This is a genomic window from Kribbella sp. CA-245084 (genome assembly GCF_050942355.1).
GTDB lineage: Bacteria > Actinomycetota > Actinomycetes > Propionibacteriales > Kribbellaceae > Kribbella.
The window spans coordinates 3,597,287-3,612,976 of sequence record NZ_CP192053.1 but is presented as its reverse complement, the minus strand read 5'-3'; the positions used below and the strand labels follow the sequence as shown (position 1 = coordinate 3,612,976).

The 15,690-nt window shown below is 68.1% G+C and carries 16 protein-coding genes; 6 read left to right on the top strand and 10 right to left on the bottom strand.

What is annotated here, in order from left to right; all coding sequences use genetic code 11:
- Positions 1–29: 29 nt before the first annotated feature.
- Genes ispG through ACQPYH_RS17325 form a run of 4 tightly spaced genes read right to left on the bottom strand, consistent with a single transcriptional unit; the run spans position 30 to position 4,604 of the window.
- A complete protein-coding gene (gene ispG / locus ACQPYH_RS17340) occupies positions 30–1,181 on the bottom strand; it encodes a flavodoxin-dependent (E)-4-hydroxy-3-methylbut-2-enyl-diphosphate synthase (protein WP_432892501.1) in 1,152 nt (383 codons plus the stop codon).
- Between the two features lie 26 nt (positions 1,182–1,207).
- Positions 1,208–2,515, bottom strand: a complete 1,308-nt coding sequence (locus ACQPYH_RS17335; protein WP_432892499.1) for a M50 family metallopeptidase — start codon at positions 2,513–2,515, stop codon at positions 1,208–1,210.
- Positions 2,516–2,536: 21 nt separating this feature from the next.
- Positions 2,537–3,736 carry a 1-deoxy-D-xylulose-5-phosphate reductoisomerase gene (gene dxr, locus ACQPYH_RS17330; protein WP_432892497.1) on the bottom strand — a complete coding sequence of 400 codons (1,200 nt, stop codon included), beginning with the start codon at positions 3,734–3,736 and terminating at the stop codon, positions 2,537–2,539.
- A gap of 34 nt (positions 3,737–3,770) precedes the next feature.
- Entirely contained in the window at positions 3,771–4,604 is an 834-nt protein-coding gene (locus ACQPYH_RS17325; RefSeq protein ID WP_432892495.1) for an FHA domain-containing protein, read from the bottom strand.
- An 80-nt stretch (positions 4,605–4,684) separates the two neighbouring features.
- On the opposite strand from ACQPYH_RS17325, the gene ACQPYH_RS17320 reads away from it, so the two are divergent.
- The 6 genes from ACQPYH_RS17320 to ACQPYH_RS17295 all read left to right on the top strand — a co-directional run bounded on the left by ACQPYH_RS17320 (position 4,685) and on the right by ACQPYH_RS17295 (position 8,448).
- Positions 4,685–5,371, top strand: coding sequence for a type 1 glutamine amidotransferase (locus ACQPYH_RS17320; protein ID WP_432892493.1), 687 nt, complete (start codon positions 4,685–4,687; stop codon positions 5,369–5,371).
- 19 nt (positions 5,372–5,390) lie between these two features.
- The gene (locus ACQPYH_RS17315) at positions 5,391–5,966 is read left to right on the top strand and encodes a DUF1707 SHOCT-like domain-containing protein (protein ID WP_432892491.1); all 576 of its coding nucleotides are present in this window, start codon (positions 5,391–5,393) and stop codon (positions 5,964–5,966) included.
- Entirely contained in the window at positions 5,963–6,448 is a 486-nt protein-coding gene (locus ACQPYH_RS17310) for an NUDIX domain-containing protein (RefSeq protein ID WP_432892490.1), read from the top strand. Before ACQPYH_RS17315 ends, ACQPYH_RS17310 begins: the two co-directional genes overlap by 4 nt.
- Before the next feature lie 54 nt (positions 6,449–6,502).
- On the top strand, positions 6,503–7,666 hold the full coding sequence (locus ACQPYH_RS17305) for an acyl-CoA dehydrogenase family protein (protein WP_432892489.1): 1,164 nt from the start codon (positions 6,503–6,505) through the stop codon (positions 7,664–7,666).
- 72 nt (positions 7,667–7,738) lie between these two features.
- Complete coding sequence (locus tag ACQPYH_RS17300; RefSeq protein WP_432892488.1) at positions 7,739–8,026, top strand: DUF6458 family protein; 288 nt, start codon at positions 7,739–7,741, stop codon at positions 8,024–8,026.
- A gap of 38 nt (positions 8,027–8,064) precedes the next feature.
- Complete coding sequence (locus ACQPYH_RS17295) at positions 8,065–8,448, top strand: nuclear transport factor 2 family protein (RefSeq protein WP_432892487.1); 384 nt, start codon at positions 8,065–8,067, stop codon at positions 8,446–8,448.
- Here ACQPYH_RS17295 and rny read toward each other — a convergent pair.
- The 6 genes from rny to ACQPYH_RS17265 form a co-directional block, all read right to left on the bottom strand.
- Positions 8,429–10,090: a ribonuclease Y gene (rny, locus tag ACQPYH_RS17290; RefSeq protein ID WP_432892486.1), complete on the bottom strand. Its 1,662-nt coding sequence runs from the start codon at positions 10,088–10,090 to the stop codon at positions 8,429–8,431. The genes ACQPYH_RS17295 and rny overlap by 20 nt on opposite strands.
- 672 nt (positions 10,091–10,762) lie before the next feature.
- Positions 10,763–11,062: an antitoxin gene (locus ACQPYH_RS17285; RefSeq protein WP_432892485.1), complete on the bottom strand. Its 300-nt coding sequence runs from the start codon at positions 11,060–11,062 to the stop codon at positions 10,763–10,765.
- A 151-nt stretch (positions 11,063–11,213) separates the two neighbouring features.
- Positions 11,214–11,606, bottom strand: a complete 393-nt coding sequence (locus tag ACQPYH_RS17280) for an MmcQ/YjbR family DNA-binding protein (protein ID WP_432892484.1) — start codon at positions 11,604–11,606, stop codon at positions 11,214–11,216.
- A gap of 70 nt (positions 11,607–11,676) precedes the next feature.
- The gene (locus ACQPYH_RS17275) at positions 11,677–13,104 is read right to left on the bottom strand and encodes an alkaline phosphatase family protein (protein WP_432892483.1); all 1,428 of its coding nucleotides are present in this window, start codon (positions 13,102–13,104) and stop codon (positions 11,677–11,679) included.
- A gap of 141 nt (positions 13,105–13,245) precedes the next feature.
- The gene (locus ACQPYH_RS17270; RefSeq protein WP_432892482.1) at positions 13,246–14,031 is read right to left on the bottom strand and encodes a GNAT family N-acetyltransferase; all 786 of its coding nucleotides are present in this window, start codon (positions 14,029–14,031) and stop codon (positions 13,246–13,248) included.
- Positions 14,028–14,549: a regulatory protein RecX gene (locus ACQPYH_RS17265; RefSeq protein WP_432892480.1), complete on the bottom strand. Its 522-nt coding sequence runs from the start codon at positions 14,547–14,549 to the stop codon at positions 14,028–14,030. Before ACQPYH_RS17265 ends, ACQPYH_RS17270 begins: the two co-directional genes overlap by 4 nt.
- Between the last annotated feature and the right edge of the window lie 1,141 nt (positions 14,550–15,690).

Genomic DNA, 15,690 nt, shown 5'->3' with positions numbered 1-15,690 from the left:
CCGGAGATGTGTCGACGAGATTGTTGCGCTCAGCTGACGCTGACGGTGGGTTCGCCGGCTTCTCCGGTGGATTCCATGGTTTCGGCGATGCGCATGGCTTCTTCGATGAGGGTTTCTACGATGGCGGACTCCGGGACGGTCTTGATGACCTCGCCCTTGACGAAGATCTGGCCCTTGCCGTTGCCGGAGGCGACGCCGAGGTCGGCTTCGCGAGCCTCGCCGGGGCCGTTCACGACGCAGCCCATGACCGCGACGCGGAGCGGGACCTCCATGCCCTCGAGGCCGGCGGTGACCTGCTCGGCGAGGGTGTAGACGTCCACCTGGGCGCGGCCGCAGGACGGGCAGGAGACGATCTCGAGCTTGCGCTCGCGCAGGTTCAGCGACTGCAGGATCTGCAGGCCGACCTTGACCTCCTCGACCGGCGGCGCGGACAGCGACACCCGGATCGTGTCACCGATGCCCTTCGACAGCAGTGCGCCGAACGCGACCGACGACTTGATCGTGCCCTGGAACGCCGGCCCGGCCTCGGTCACGCCGAGGTGCAGCGGCCAGTCGCCCCGCTCGGAGAGCATCTCGTACGCCTGCACCATCACGACCGGGTCGTTGTGCTTGACCGAGATCTTGAAGTCGTGGAAGTCGTGCTCCTCGAACAGCGACGCCTCCCAGACAGCCGACTCGACCAGCGCCTCCGGCGTCGCCTTGCCGTACTTCTCCAGCAGCCGCTTGTCCAGCGAACCGGCGTTCACGCCGATGCGCAGCGACGTACCGTGGTCCTTCGCAGCCTGGGCGATCTGCTTGACCTGGTCGTCGAACTTGCGGATGTTGCCCGGGTTCACCCGGACCGCGGCGCAGCCGGCCTCGATCGCGGCGAACACGTAGCCCGGCTGGAAGTGGATGTCGGCGATCACCGGGATCTGCGAGTGCTGCGCGATCTCCGCCAGCGCGTCGGCGTCCTCCTGCCGCGGGCAGGCGACCCGGACGATGTCGCAGCCCGCCGCGGTCAACTCGGCGATCTGCTGCAGCGTCTTGTTGACGTCGTTGGTCGGCGTGGTCGTCATCGACTGCACCGACACCGGCGCGTCGCCGCCGACCAGCACCTTGCCGACCTTGATCTGACGGGTCTTGCGGCGCGGCGCGAGGGTCGGAGGCGGCAGCGCGGGCATGCCCAGGTTGATGCTCATGAGTCCTTAACCAGTGGTGGGTGAGGTCAGCCGTTGAAGAGCTTGATGGGGTTCACGATGTCGGCGATGACGAGCAGCACGCCCATCACCACGATCGCGCTGGCCGCGACGTACGCGATCGGGAGCAGCTTGGCCACGTCGACGTACCCGGGGTCGGGCCGGCGGAACAGCTTGGCGAAGCCGCGCCGGATACCTTCCCAGATCGCGCCGATCATGTGACCGCCGTCCAGCGGCAGCAGCGGGATGAAGTTGAACAGGGCAAGGAACAGGTTCAGCGAGGCGAGCAGCAGGATTCCGGTGGCGATCTTCTGTCCGACGCCCAGATCGCTGGAGGCGACCTCACCCGCGACCCGGCTCGCGCCGACAACGCTCATCGGGCTGTCCTGGTCGCGCTGGCCGCCGACGATCGACTTGGCGACCCCGACCAGCTTCTCCGGGAACTTGCCGAGCGCCTGCACGGTGCTGACGGTCAGCTTGCCCATCTGGTCGACGACGAAGCCGAAGCTCTGCTGCTCCACCTTCTCGGTCGGCGAGATGCCGAGGAACCCGACCGACACGAGCTTGTCGGAGGTCGCGCTCTCCTGCACCTGGTTCACGATCGTGTTGGTCTGCAGCGTCTTCTGGGCACCGTTGCGCTCGACAACGATCGTGGCCGGCTTGTCGGTGTTCGCACGGATCAGCGGCGTGAGCTGGTCCCAGCTGCTGATCTGCGTGCCGTTGAAGGAGACGATCTTGTCGCCGACCTGGAACCCGGCGACCTTGGCCGGCGACACCTTGTCGGTGTCGGTGCACTGCCGGTCGGCCGATGCCTGGTTGGCCGGGATCACGCAGTCGGTGACGGTGGAGACCGTGGTCTGCGCGACCGGCGTCCCGTAGAGCATGTAGAGGCCGCCGAACAGCACGAACGCGATGACGACGTTGACGAGCGGCCCGGACGCCATCACGATCAGCTTCTTCCACCACACCTTCTGGTAGAAGAGCCGCCCGTCGTCCTCGGGTGAGATCGTCTCGTACTCCGCCGACCGCGCGTTCTCGACCATCGACTGGATCGGGCCGGTGTTGGCCTTGCGGACCTTCGTCGGGTCCTGCCCCTTGCCCGGCGGCAGCATGCCGATGATCCGGACGAACCCGCCGGCCGGGATCGCCTTGATGCCGTACTCCGTCTCGCCGCGTTTGGTCGACCAGACGGTACGGCCGAAGCCGACGAAGAACTGCGTGACCTTCATCCCGAACGCCTTCGCCGGGAGCATGTGGCCCATCTCGTGCAGCGCCACGGAGATCAGGACCCCCAGCACGAACAGCACGATGCCGACGGTGGTGAGAAGCACGGTCATGCCTTCTGGTTCTCCTGGCTGCTATCGGTTGCCGTCAGTGATCTCACGAGCCCGGTTCCGGGCCCACGCGTCCGCGGCGAGCACGTCGTCGACGGACAGTTCCACATACGAGGGTACGTCGTGTTCGGTCACCACCCGGGCGATTGTGTCGACGATCCCGGTGAACGGCAGCCGTCCGGCCCGGAACGCCTCCACGCAGACCTCGTTCGCAGCGTTGAACACGGCGGGCGCCGTACCGCCCCGAGCGCCCGCCTCGCGGGCCAGGCCGACCGACGGGAACTCTGCGTCATCGACCGGCTGGAACGTCCAGGTGCTCGCCTCGGCGAAGTTCCACGGCGGCGAGGCGTCCGCTATCCGGTCAGGCCAGCCGAGCGCGAGCCCGATCGGCACGGTCATCGTCGGTACGCCGACCTGCGCGATCGTGGCGCCGTCGAAGAACTCGACCATCGAGTGGATCACCTGCTGCCGGTGGATCACGACGTCGATCCGGTCCATCGGGATGCCGAAGAGCAGATGCGCCTCGATCAGCTCCAGGCCTTTGTTGACCAGTGTGGCGGAGTTGATCGTGACGACCGGGCCCATCGCGAAGTTCGGGTGGGTAAGGGCTTGCTCGACCGTGACGTTCGCGAGCTCGCTGCGGGGACGGCCGAGGAACGGACCGCCGCTCGCCGTCAGCAGGAGCTTGCGGACCTCGTTCGGCGTACCGCCTCGCAGGCACTGGGCGATCGCGCTGTGTTCGGAGTCGACCGCGACGATCTGCCCTGGCTTGGCCAGCCGCGTGACGATCGGGCCGCCGATCACCAGCGACTCCTTGTTGGCCAGCGCCAGCGTGTTCCCGGCGTCCAGGGCGGCCAGCGTCGCGTGCAGGCCGACTGATCCGTTGATTCCGTTGAGAACCACGTCACACGGCATCGCGGCGAGCTCGCTGGAGGCATCCGGCCCGGTGATGATCTTCGGGATCCGGAACTCGCCCTGCGCGTATCCCTTCCGCTGCGCCTCGGCGTAGAACGCCAGCTGCAGGTCCTGCGCGACCGTGGCCTTCGCCACCGCGACGACCTCGACGTCGAACTCGAGCGACTGCTCCGCCAGCAACCCGACGTTGTCGCCGCCGGCGGACAGCGCGAGGACGCGGAAGCGGTCCCGGTTCCGGCCGATCAGCTCGAGCGCGGTAGTACCGATCGAGCCGGTCGAGCCGAGGATGACGACACTGCGTGAGTTCACGGTGCCATTCTTCCAGGTCCAGGCCGGGATGCGGTCAGCCGAGGTACAAGCGGAAGGGCAGGGCGCCGAGGCGGATCTCGTCGCCGTCGCCCACCATCGCGGTCTCGATCCGTACGCCGTTCACCGACGTGCCGTTGGTGGACCCGAGATCCCGCAGTTCGTAGCTGGTCGCATCGATCCGGAGGAGCTCCGCGTGGTGGCGGCTGATCTCCTGGCGGTCGATGATCACGTCGCAGTCCGGCGCGCGTCCGATGCGGACCAGGTCGAGCAGCGGTACGACGTCGCCGTCCTCCCCCACGATCACTGGCTGCGGACCGGTCTCCAGTGCCGTCGCGATCTCGCCGACCCCGGCGGTGCGGATCGACAGGGAGACGATCAGGTCGTCGCCCTTGTCCACGTGCAGGTTGTGCTGAGCGCCGTACCCCTGCAGCAGCTCGGCGTACTCGTCGATGACCACAGCGGACACGTGGTAGTACCCCGGCGGCAGTTGTGCGTACGCCGCTGCGCCGAGCGAGGTCGTCAGTACTACTGCGTCGTACTCCTGGTGAGTGACGTCGGTGATCGTGATGAGGACCGGGTTGTTGGCGGTGAGGTGGGCCTCGGCGCCGGTGTCGCCCGGAGTGAACTCGACTGTCAGCAGAGGCGCGGGCCGGCTCTCGTCCAGCCCGACCAGTCGGTCGACGGCGGGCACGGTGCCGGTCGGGATGGCGAGCGGCACGTACTGGCCGTGTGAGCGCACCAGGAGGTCGAGCTGTGGCCTCGACACCCCGTTGCGGCGGGCCAGCAGGTACGCGTTCACCAGGCCCTTGCCGAAGATGAAGGCAACGTCCCCCACCACGGCGCGCACGAATCCACTGATCGGCTCCATCTGCACCCCCACAGTGCATCAGTATCCAGGAATCACGACTCCGGTACGGCGGTGTCCGGTGTGCCGCGTACCGTGGCCCGGTGACCACGGTGCTCATCATCGAGAACGACCGCGAGAGCGGCCCCGGGAACCTGCTCGGCTGGCTGGACGACCGCGGGATCACGCCGGTCATCGTCCGGGCCTGGGACGGTGAGCCGGTGCCCAGCAGCATCGGAGACCATGCGGCGCTGATCATGCTCGGCGGCGGGCTCCTGCCCGACGAGGACGACCGAGCGCCCTGGCTGTCCGTAGAGCGCGACCTGCTGCGCACCGCGCATGGTCGGGTGCCGGTGCTGGGAATCTGCCTGGGTGGTCAACTGGTGGCGCACACGTTCGGCGGCGAGGTCCGGGGGAAGTACGGTCTGCCGGAGAAGGGTGTGACTGCGCTGACAGTGCTGCCCGCTGACGACGCACTGCTGGAGGGCCTTCCGTCGACGGTGTGGGCGATCGAGAGCCACCAGGACCAGATCACGCGGCTGCCCGAGGACGCCGTACTGCTGATGTCGAGTGAGCGCTGCCCGAACCAGATGCTGCGCGTCGGCGACCGCACTTGGGGGGTGCAGTTCCACCCTGAGGTGGCAGCCGACCGGGTGCGCCGATGGAATCCGGAACGGCTGCGGTCGATGGGGTTCGATCCGGACACGCTGGTCGCGGACGCCGAGCAGTACGCCGAGGAGCTCGACAAGACCTGGTCGACTGTGGTCGGCCGATTCCTGTCGAACCTGTAGCGGCGCTACCTTTGGTCGCATGAGTCTGGAGCAGCCGCCGCCCGGTCACCGGGCATCCGACAACGACCGCGAACGTGCCGCCGCCGTGGTCCAGGAAGCGCATACCGACGGGCGGCTGGACTTCGAGGAACTGGACGAGCGGCTGACCCAGATCTACACGGCCAAGACCCACCTCGAACTGCGCAACGCGACCGCCGACCTGATGCCGGTCGCCCACGGCAGTTCGCAGGAGCTCACCCTCCGCGCACGGCACAGCGCACAGAAGCGCGAAGGCGCGTGGGTCGTGCCCGAGCGCATGGTCGCGATCGCCGAACACTCGTCGGTCAAGCTCGACTTCACCGACGCGGTGGTGCACTGGGCCGACATCCACGTCGACGCGCAGGCCATCCACAGCTCCGTGGTGATGGTGATCCCCGAGGGCTGGAGCGTCGACATCGACCAGGTCGAGTCGAACCACAGCAGCGCCAAGAACAAGGCGGTAGCACCTCGCCCCGGCGGCGTCCGCCTGCACGTCACCGGCAAGGCCCACCACGCCAGCGTCGTCGTCCGCCACCCCCGCAGACGCCACTGGTGGTGGCCCTGGTACACGAAATGACATCAGTCCCTTTCGAGGAGACCTACGTCGGTAACCTCCGCACGTACGTCGGTGCGCAGCGGCTCATCACCCCAGGTCCGCGGGCGGTCATCCGCAACGACACCGGCGACGTACTCCTCGTCCGCCGCTCCGACGACAACACCTGGGTGATGCCGGCCGGAGGGCTCGAACTGGGCGAGTCGATCTGGGACGCACTGGTTCGCGAGGTGCACGAGGAGACCGGTCTGACCGTGGAAGCAGCGACTCCGATCGCCCTCTACACGGGTCCGCAGTACTGGTTCACCAACGCCTTCGGCGGCGACCACCAGATGTTCTCGGTGGTCTTCCGCGTGGACCGCTGGAGCGGCTCGCTACTCGCCGAGACCGACGAGACTCGCGATGCCCGATTCTTCGCACGGGACGACCTGCCTCCGCTCCGACCGGTGTACGAGGAGACCCTTGCCGACCTGGACTCCTTCGACGGAACGCTGATCCTGAAATAGGCGTGTGGCTTTCCACACCACCGCGTCGCCGCATCTACCAGCTAGCGTGAGCACATGGGTGCTTCATTGGATCTTGTGGATGTCGACTCTTTGCTGACCGGGGAAGAGGTTGATGTTCGGGCGGCTGCTCGGCGGTTTGCGGATGAGCGGTTGCGGCCGGCGTTGCCGGAGTGGTTCGAGACGGCTTCTATTCCGGCGCGGGAGTTGGCGAAGGAGCTGGGGGCGCTCGGGTTTCTGGGGATGCATCTGACGGGGTACGGATGCGCCGGGCTGGGCCCGGTTGCGTACGGGCTTGCGTGCTTGGAGATTGAAGCGGCGGACTCGGGGATGCGGTCGCTCGTGTCTGTGCAGGGATCGCTCGCGATGTACGCGATCTGGAAGTACGGCAGCGACGAGCAGAAGAACGAATGGCTACCCCGGATGTCCGCGGGTGAGGCGATCGGGTGCTTCGGCCTGACCGAGCCCGACTTCGGATCGAACCCGGCCGGCATGCGCACCAACGCCCGCCGCGACGGCGACGACTGGGTGCTGAACGGCTCGAAGATGTGGATCACCAACGGCTCCGTCGCCGACGTCGCGGTGGTCTGGGCACGCACCGACGACGGCGTCCGCGGCTTCGTCGTACCGACGTCGACGCCCGGCTTCACGGCGCCGGAGATCAAGCAGAAGATGTCGTTGCGCGCGTCCGTCACCTCGGAGCTGGTGCTGTCGGATGTGCGGCTGCCCGGCTCTGCTTTGTTGCCCGAGGCACGCGGTTTGTCCGGCCCGCTCGGCTGCCTGAACGAGGCGCGGTTCGGCATCATCTTCGGCGCGATGGGCGCGGCCCGCGACTGCCTCGAGACCACGATCGCGTACGCCGGTGAGCGGATCGTGTTCGACAAGCCGCTCACGGCGTACCAGCTGACCCAGGCGAAGCTCGCCGACATGGCGGTCGAGCTGAACAAGGGCGTCCTGCTCGCCGTACACCTCGGGCGGCTGAAGGAGAAGGGCACGCTCCGCCCCGAGCAGGTGTCGGTCGGCAAGCTCAACAACGTCCGCGAGGCGATCGCGATCGCCCGCGAATGCCGCACGATCCTCGCCGCGAACGGCATCAGCGGCGAGTACCCGATCATGCGGCACGCCAACAATCTCGAGTCGGTCCTGACCTACGAAGGCACGTCCGAGGTCCACCAGCTCGTCATCGGCCAGGCGCTGACCGGCGAGTCCGCCTTCCGCTGAGGCGCATACAACTGCGTCGCCCTGGGCACAAGGAGTGAGCTCAGCTACTCCGTGTTCATGGAAGGAGCAGGTATGCGGATCGGGGCCGGGATCGCACTCGTCGTGATCGGCGCTGTCCTCGCGTTCGCCGTACGGGACACGTCCGACACGTTCAACCTGACCGCCCTGGGGATCATCATCATGCTCGGCGGCGCGGCCGGGATCTGGCTGTCGTACCGCCTCGCCAACCAGCGCAGACGCACCGACAGGCCCGTCATCGACCCGGAGGTCGAGGCCCAGTACCGCACGGCCCCGCCGGAACGCGTCGCCGACGAGCCGATCGACGTCACGCCGACCCACCTCCGCCGGCCGAGCAGGTAGCCGCCCTCGTCGGCGCGAGCCGGGTGCACCATGAGTTCATGGACCACAACCGTGAACTGCTCGAACGCCTGTGGACGCCCGACAGCGAGCTCGCGCTCTCGCCGGAGGCGGAGCACGAGATGCGCACGGAGGACTACGTCCTGGAGATGCCGCAGTCCGGCGAACGCATCGTCGGGCGGGACCCGATGCGCGCGATGCAGCAGGAGTACCCGAACCCGCCGTCGATCGAGATCCTCCGGATCACCGGCTCCGGCGACAACTTCGTCGTTCTCGGCCGGTCGGACTACGGCGGCGACGTGTACTACGTGGCGAACGTCGTCGAGTTCCGCGACGGCCGGATCGCTCGCGAGACCCGGATCTACGGGGCTCCGTTCGACCCGCCGGCGTGGCGGGCGAAGTACGCTACTTCGCCACCTCAGTAGCCCTGGACTCGCGTACGACGGTCACCCGGATCTGGCCCGGATACGTCAGCTCCTCCTCGACCTGCTTCGCGATGTCGCGGGCCATCACCTGCGCCGCGATGTCGTCGACCGCGTCCGGTAGAACCATCACCCGGATCTCGCGGCCGGCCTGCATCGCGAACACCTTCTCGACGCCCTCGTGGTGCATCGCGATCTCCTCGAGCCGCTCGAGCCGCTGGACGTATGCCTCCAACGACTCCCGCCGCGCGCCCGGACGGCCGCCGCTCACCGCATCCGCGGCCTGCGTCAGCACCGCCTCGACGGTCCGGACCTCGACCTCGTTGTGGTGCGCCTCGATGCAATGCACGACGTCGTCGTTCTCGCCGTACTTGCGGGCCAACTCGGCGCCGACGATCGCGTGACTGCCCTCGGACTCGTGTGTGAGCGCCTTGCCGATGTCGTGCAGGAACGCGCCGCGCTTGCACAGCTTGGGATCCAACCCGAGCTCGGCCGCCATCATCCCAGCGATGTGCGCCGACTCGATCAGGTGCTTGAGCACGTTCTGCCCGTACGACGTGCGGTAGCGCAGCAGCCCCATCGTGCGAATGAGCTCCGGGTGGAGGTCCGTGATCCCGACGTCGGCCATCGCATCCTCGGCGGCCCGCTCGCACAGCTCGGCAACCTCGCCCTTGCTGCGCTCGTAGATCTCCTCGATGCGGCTCGGATGGATCCGGCCGTCGAGCACCAGCGAATCCAGTGTCAGCCGCGCGGTCTCCCGCCGTACCGGGTCGAAGCAGGACAGCAGCACCGCTTCGGGGGTGTCGTCGATGATCAGGTTCACGCCGGTGGTCTGCTCGAACGACCGGATGTTGCGGCCCTCGCGCCCGATGATCCGGCCCTTCATGTCGTCACTCGGCAGGTGTACGACGGAGACGACCGACTCGCTGGTCTGCTCGGACGCCAGCCGCTGCACGGCGCCGGTGATGATCTTGCGGGCCTTGATCTCGCCCTCGTCCTGGGCCTGCCGCTCGATGTCGCGGACGATCGTGTGCGCGTGCCGCTTGGCCTCGTCCTCGATCGACGCGACCAGCTCGGCCTTCGCCTGTTCGGTGGTCAGGTTCGCGACGCCTTCGAGGATCCGGCGGCGTTCGTCCTCGAGATCCTTGATCTCGCTCTTGCGCTTGTCCAGCTCGCCGAGCTGCGCGGTCAGCTCGGTCTGGCGTTCCTCCATCGCGCGATGCTGCTCGTCGGCCCGCTCCTCGCGCTCGGTCAGCCGGTGATCGCGGCGCTCCATCTCGAGACGCTGCTCCCGCAGGTCGTCCCGGATCGACTGCGCCTCCGCCTCGGCTTCTCGCCGTACGTCGGACGCCCGTTGCTCGGCATCACGTCGCACCTCGGACGCACGGTCCTCGGCGCCGCGGCGGATCTCCTCGCTGCGCTGCTCGGCCGCCTCGGCGCGCGTCCGCAGTACGGCGGCCTCTTCCTCGGCCTGCCGTCGTACCAGCTCTGCCGCGGACTTCGCGCCGGCGGTCAGCTGCGCAGCCTCGAGTTGGGCGGTCGAGTTGTCGGCGGCTTTCCGGCGGGAGAGGGTCAGGCCGATCCAGGCCAGTAATCCTGCGATCAGCAATCCGATCAGGGCCAGGCCAACGGACATCGCGGTCATCGGCGTCTCGCCTCTCCGTCGAGTCCCACGCGGGACTGTGGCCGTCTGTCGAAGGGACTCACCACCGGTACGGCTGAAGGCGCCACCGGGGTCCGGCTGCTCTCGGGGTACGGCAGTGCCGGTGCCACCTTGGCTAGGCGGTACCGGTGTCTACCGTTGCGACGGTATAGCTGTGCTCGCAACAACGCCGTGGATGCCGCTTGGTGCGGCTTTCCGGCGTTGATTGCCTCGCTTGCTCACCGTGAGTCGCCGCCGACAACGCGGAGATCGCGGTGACACCGCTCGCGCCCTTGCGGTGTGGTGACCGTCCGGGTTTTGCGTTCGGTGCCGTCTATCGACAGCGCATGGCGCCGTCGTCCTTCCTTCAGCTCAGTCGAGCGTGGTTGCGTCTTTTTGCCGGTCAGTCGGCTGTTTCACCCGACTCGCCGATCGTTATATCCGCCACCGTTGCGGTGGATTCATCCCTTCTTGATCCCGAGGCTAAGCGCGGCCCATCACGCGGTCAAGACGGACACTCCCCCGTCACCCGCGGGATGAGACCACTCCGGGCACTGGACTACTCCACAACGGGCATACGTGTAAGCCCTGAGATCTCCAGCACCCGCCGCGCTGAACCGGCCGCGGGGCTGCAGATGTGGACCTGGTTAGTTGGCGGGGCTCAGTTGGCGGGGCCTAGTTGGCGGGGCCTGCCGCAGGCCTGTCCGGCTGTGCGCTCTCCGCCGTACCCGCGGTGGTGGACTCCGACGTCGTGTCCGCGGGTGTCTGCTCCGCCTGGGCCGGCTCCTCGTTGGTCTGGTTGTCGACGAACGTGCCGACCTTCTGCTGGACCGAGTCGACCTTCTCCGCGTACTTCCCGCCGGTCTGCTTGTCGATCAGGTCGCCGGCCTTGTCGACGCCGGCTTTGATCTTGTCCGGGTTCTGTTTGACGACATTCCGGAGCCAGTTCTTCGCCTGTTCCTGGAAATCGTTCATTGCACCCTCCGCGGTGTCTGGGGCGGATCGACGGAAAATCCCAGCCTACGGACCGGTCCAAATACCAGTCCTACCTCGGATAACACACCGTCGCACCCCACCCGTCAACGCCCCTCGCCGCTCACCGGACCCGAAACCGCTTCACTCTCCGTCACTGCCCGTCCAGGTGTGCCTTCGCGACCTTCGCCGGGGCGTACACCAACCACCCGTCGAGCAGTGCCTCACGGAGCACCTGTTCCGGCACCTTGTCGAGCTCCACGAGCACCGCGGCGTACCCGTCGAAATGCGGAATCGTGAAAAACCCGTCCCCTGCGCGGGCGGCCAGCACGGCCTCCTTCTCGGCGAGATCCTCGACCTTGATCGCCAGGATCGGCCCGTCGGGCGGCGTCTCGTCGCCGTACCGCTTGAGGTCCGCCTTGCTGAACGGCCGCTCCCACGCGTACCCCTTGCCGCCGACCGCCCAGGTCCTATGGCCGTGCTTCGTTGTCTCCACGGTCTCCGGCAACTGGCCGACCAGCCGCTGCACGTCTTCCAGGCTCACCATGTCGCCGACGCTACTCCCGCGGCATGCCACAGCCGGGCAATCGACGTGATTGCCCGGCTGTCGGCGTACCTCAGAGGCGGTGGCGACCGCCGCGCTCCTGATGCGGGACGACCTGCGTCGAGGTCGGGAACGTCGGAGCCGGCAACTGCGCCGCCTCGTACGTCGCCAGGTTCAGCCGGGCACCCGTCTCGGGCAGCGCCGGCGGCTTGCTGATGTGGTCGTGGCGGAACACCGAGGTGAGGTCACCGAACGTCTTGCGACGCCACTGGGTGATGTTCGGCTCCTGTACGCCGGTGAGCTTCTCGAGGAACTGCAGCACCGACGTGTGGTCGAACTTCTGGCTGCTGACCCAACCACCCGCGGTCCACGGCGAGACCACGATGCACGGCACCCGGAACCCGCCGCCGATCGGCAGGTCGAGCGCGTACTCGTCCGGCGTACCCGCCGGTGCGGTCGGCGGTACGACGTGATCGAACAGGCCGTCGTTCTCGTCGTAGTTCAGGATGAAGACCGTCTTCTTCCAGACGTCCGGGTTCGCGGCGATCGCAGCGATCTTCGACGCGACGAAGTCGGCCCCGGCGGCCGGCATCTCCTTCGGGTGCTCCGAGACGCCACCGGCCGTCATCAGCCAGGACACGGTCGGGAGCTTGTCGTGCAGAGCGTCGTACTCGAACTGGCCGAGCGGCGACACCTTCATGCCCTTGTCGTACAGCGGCGTACCGGGCGTGGCGTCCTGGAACTGCTTGAAGTGCGGGAGCATGTTGTAGCTGCTCAGACCCACCTGGTCCTGGTACACGTTCCAGCTGACACCGGCGGCCTCGAGGCGTTCGGCGTACGTCGTCCAGCGGTACGCGCCGTTCGGCAACGAGTTGGACGTGATCGGCCCGCCGAGCGTGCCGCCCGGGTCGACCATGCCGGTCTGCCAGTACAGGCGGTTCGGCCAGGTCGGACCCTGGACCGAGCAGTGGTACTGGTCGCAGATCGTGAACGCGTCGGCGAGCGCGTACTGGAACGGGATGTCGTCGCGCGTGTAGTACCCCATCACGTACGGCCCGTTGGCCTTGTCGGCGGCCCGGTGCGCGGGCAGCCAGGCGTCCATCTTGCCGCCGTTCCAGGCCTGGTGCTGGACCGAGTACGCGTGGCTCGTCGACGGGATCGCCTGCGAGTTGGTCGAGTGCGTGTCGAGGTGGAACGGCAGCATGTAGCCGTCCGGGTTCTCGGTGTCGGGCTGGTAGAAGACATTGCGCCCGGTGGACAGCTTGATCGCGTGCGGGTCGTCGAACCCGGCCACTCCCGACAGCGTGCCGAAGTAGTGGTCGAAGCTCCGGTTCTCCTGCATGAGCATCACAACGTGCTTGATGTCGCCGAGCCGCGCCGGACGCGGCGGCGGGGAGGCGAGGGCCTTCTGGACACTCGCGGGCATCAAAGCGGCCGCGGCACCAAGGCTCGCGGTCGCTGCAGCGCCGCCGAGAAACCGGCGACGGGTGAAGTCAGACATTGGGCGGAACCTCTCGAAGTAGGCGGTGATTCCGTCAAGAACCTTCCGCCCACAAAGTGACCTCCACCCGGCTCACTGCCCAACACTGCCGGGCCAGTTCCCGAGCACGACCTTTAGCAAAGGTAAACAGCTCAGGCTGACCTAAGCCGGCAGCCCTGCCGCCGCCCAGAGCCAGGGACCGGTACATCGCGTGAATCCGGCGCGCAGGTAGAACTCAGCTGCCTCCTCGTCGATAGCCGAGACAAAGACCACCTCGGCCCCCAACGCTCCCAACCAGGACTTGCACTGGCCAAGCAGCGCCGCACCCGTCCCGGCACAACGGCTCGCTGGATCCACCACGAGCTCCTCCACAACGCCGTACGGCTCGCGCCCGTAGTCAACAAACGTCACCACAAGCACCCCGACAATCCCGTCCCCGGCACTCGCACTCAGGCCGGCACTCAGGCTCGCACCCGCACTCGGGCCGGCGCTCGCACTCGCATTCGGACCTGTGCCCAGGCTCGCACCCGCGCTCGGGCCTGCGCTCGCACCCGGGCCGGCGCTCGCACCCGGGCCGGCACTCGCACCCGGGCCGGCACTCGCACCCGGGCCGGCGCTCGCACTCAGGCCGGCACTCGCACTCGGGCCGGCGCTCGCACTCGCATTCGGACCTGTGCCCAGGCTCGCACTCGCATTCGGACCTGTGCCCAGGCTCGCACCCGCGCTCGGGCCTGCGCTCGCGCTCGCGGTCACGCCCACAGTCGGGCTCGCGGCTGGGCTCGCGGCTGAGCTCGCGGACGCGCTTGCGACGAAGGTCCTCGCCTGCTGACGCACTTCAGGCAAGGTGGTGTTGTCCGCGCCCTCGCCGTGCAACTCGCGCAACATCCGCTGGATCCCGGCGCGATCCGCCGCAGTGGCTTCACGCACCACTGGCAGCTCGTTCGTCATTCAGGTCCTAAGCCCGACGAATCGATGAGCGGGAACTCGTCGTGCGAAGCATCCAGCTCCTCCTTCACGATGCTCATCGCCATCCCGCCCGGATACCCCTTCCGCGCAAGCATCCCGAGCAACCGCCGCATCGCCACCTGCCGCTCCAGCGAACGCATCGACCGCAACTTCCGCCGTACCAGCTGCCGCGCTGTCTCTTCTTCCTGCTCCGGCTCCAACTCCTCGAGCGCATCCCGGGCGAGCTCATCATCCACGCCCCGCCGCCGAAGCTCCTGCGCCAGCGCACGCTTCCCCAACCCACGCCCACGATGCCGCGACTCCACCCACGCATTCGCGAACGCGGCATCGTCGATCAGCCCGACCTCCGTAAACCGATCCAGCACCTCATCGGCCACATCGTCCGGAATCTCCCGCTCAGCCAAAACATCAGCCAACTCAGCCCGAGTCCGCGGCTGCCCCGTCAACTTGTCCAGCAAAATCGTCCGAGCCACCGAAGCCGGATCCGCATCCTGCTCCATCGCAGCATCCCCCAGCCGCTCCGGCTCCTCACTCCCCCGCCTCTTCCGCCCCCGCCCAAACCCCCCACCAACCGCCCGCCGCCCCCGACTCCCCCGCCCCCCAGACCGCCCACTCTCCCCCGAACCACCCGAACCGCCCCCAGCCGCCCCACTCTCACCGGCCCGCCCAGCAGCCACCGACCGATCGGACGCAACCGACTCCCCACCCAGCACACTGTCACCGCCACCCCCAGAGCCATCCCCAGACGCCGAGCGCCCGGCCGCGAACGACCCACCTCCTGGCCGGCTCTCCCCCGCACGAACCGCACGATCCCCAGCCCCCGAGCCACCCGCACGCACCGCGCCATCCCCACGCACCGCGCCATCCCCACGCACCGCGCCATCCCCAGCCACCGGGCCACCCCCGCGCGGCGACCCACCAGAGCCGAACAACTCACCGCCCGACCCACCATCACGCACACCCGCAGGACGACCCGCAGCCCCGGCACCATCCGCCGCAGCAGACCCGTCCACCGACCAACGCTCGTCCGCACGCACCGCACCATCCCCAGGCGCCGAGTCAGCCGCACGCACTGCGCCGTCCGCACCCGCTGCGCCATCCCCACGCACCGCGCTATCACCACGCACCGGCCCATCCGCACGCGGCGACCCAGCTGAGGTGAACGACTCCCCGGCCGACGCATCCACGCCCACGCCCAGCTGACGATCTGCAGGCCCCGGACGATCCGCTGCGGCCGACGTGTCGACTGCCCGGTGTCCGACCGCACGAACTGCGTCATCGGCCGGACCCTCGGGGTTCACCAAATGAGGCTCGCCTATCGACGGGCTGTCATCCGCGGGCAGCACTCGCGCAGGAGCCGCGCTCTCCGATGTCGAGGAGTTGTCGCGTGGCGTGCGCTGGTCTGCGGCAGGCGCGCGCTCTGCGGGAGATGTGCGCCTTGCCGGAACTGCGGGGCTCGGTGAGGCGTTGGCGGACGGTTCAACCGCAGCTGGTGAATCCGCGTCCGCCCACGGATCGAACTGTTCTGGTGGTGCACCTAGGTCCGCGCCCCGTGCAGGTGCATCGTCCGCGAAGGCGCGCGCCTCAGCCACCCGATCGGCCGCCCGCGTCTCGAACGTACGAGCAGAGCGCTCATCCTGC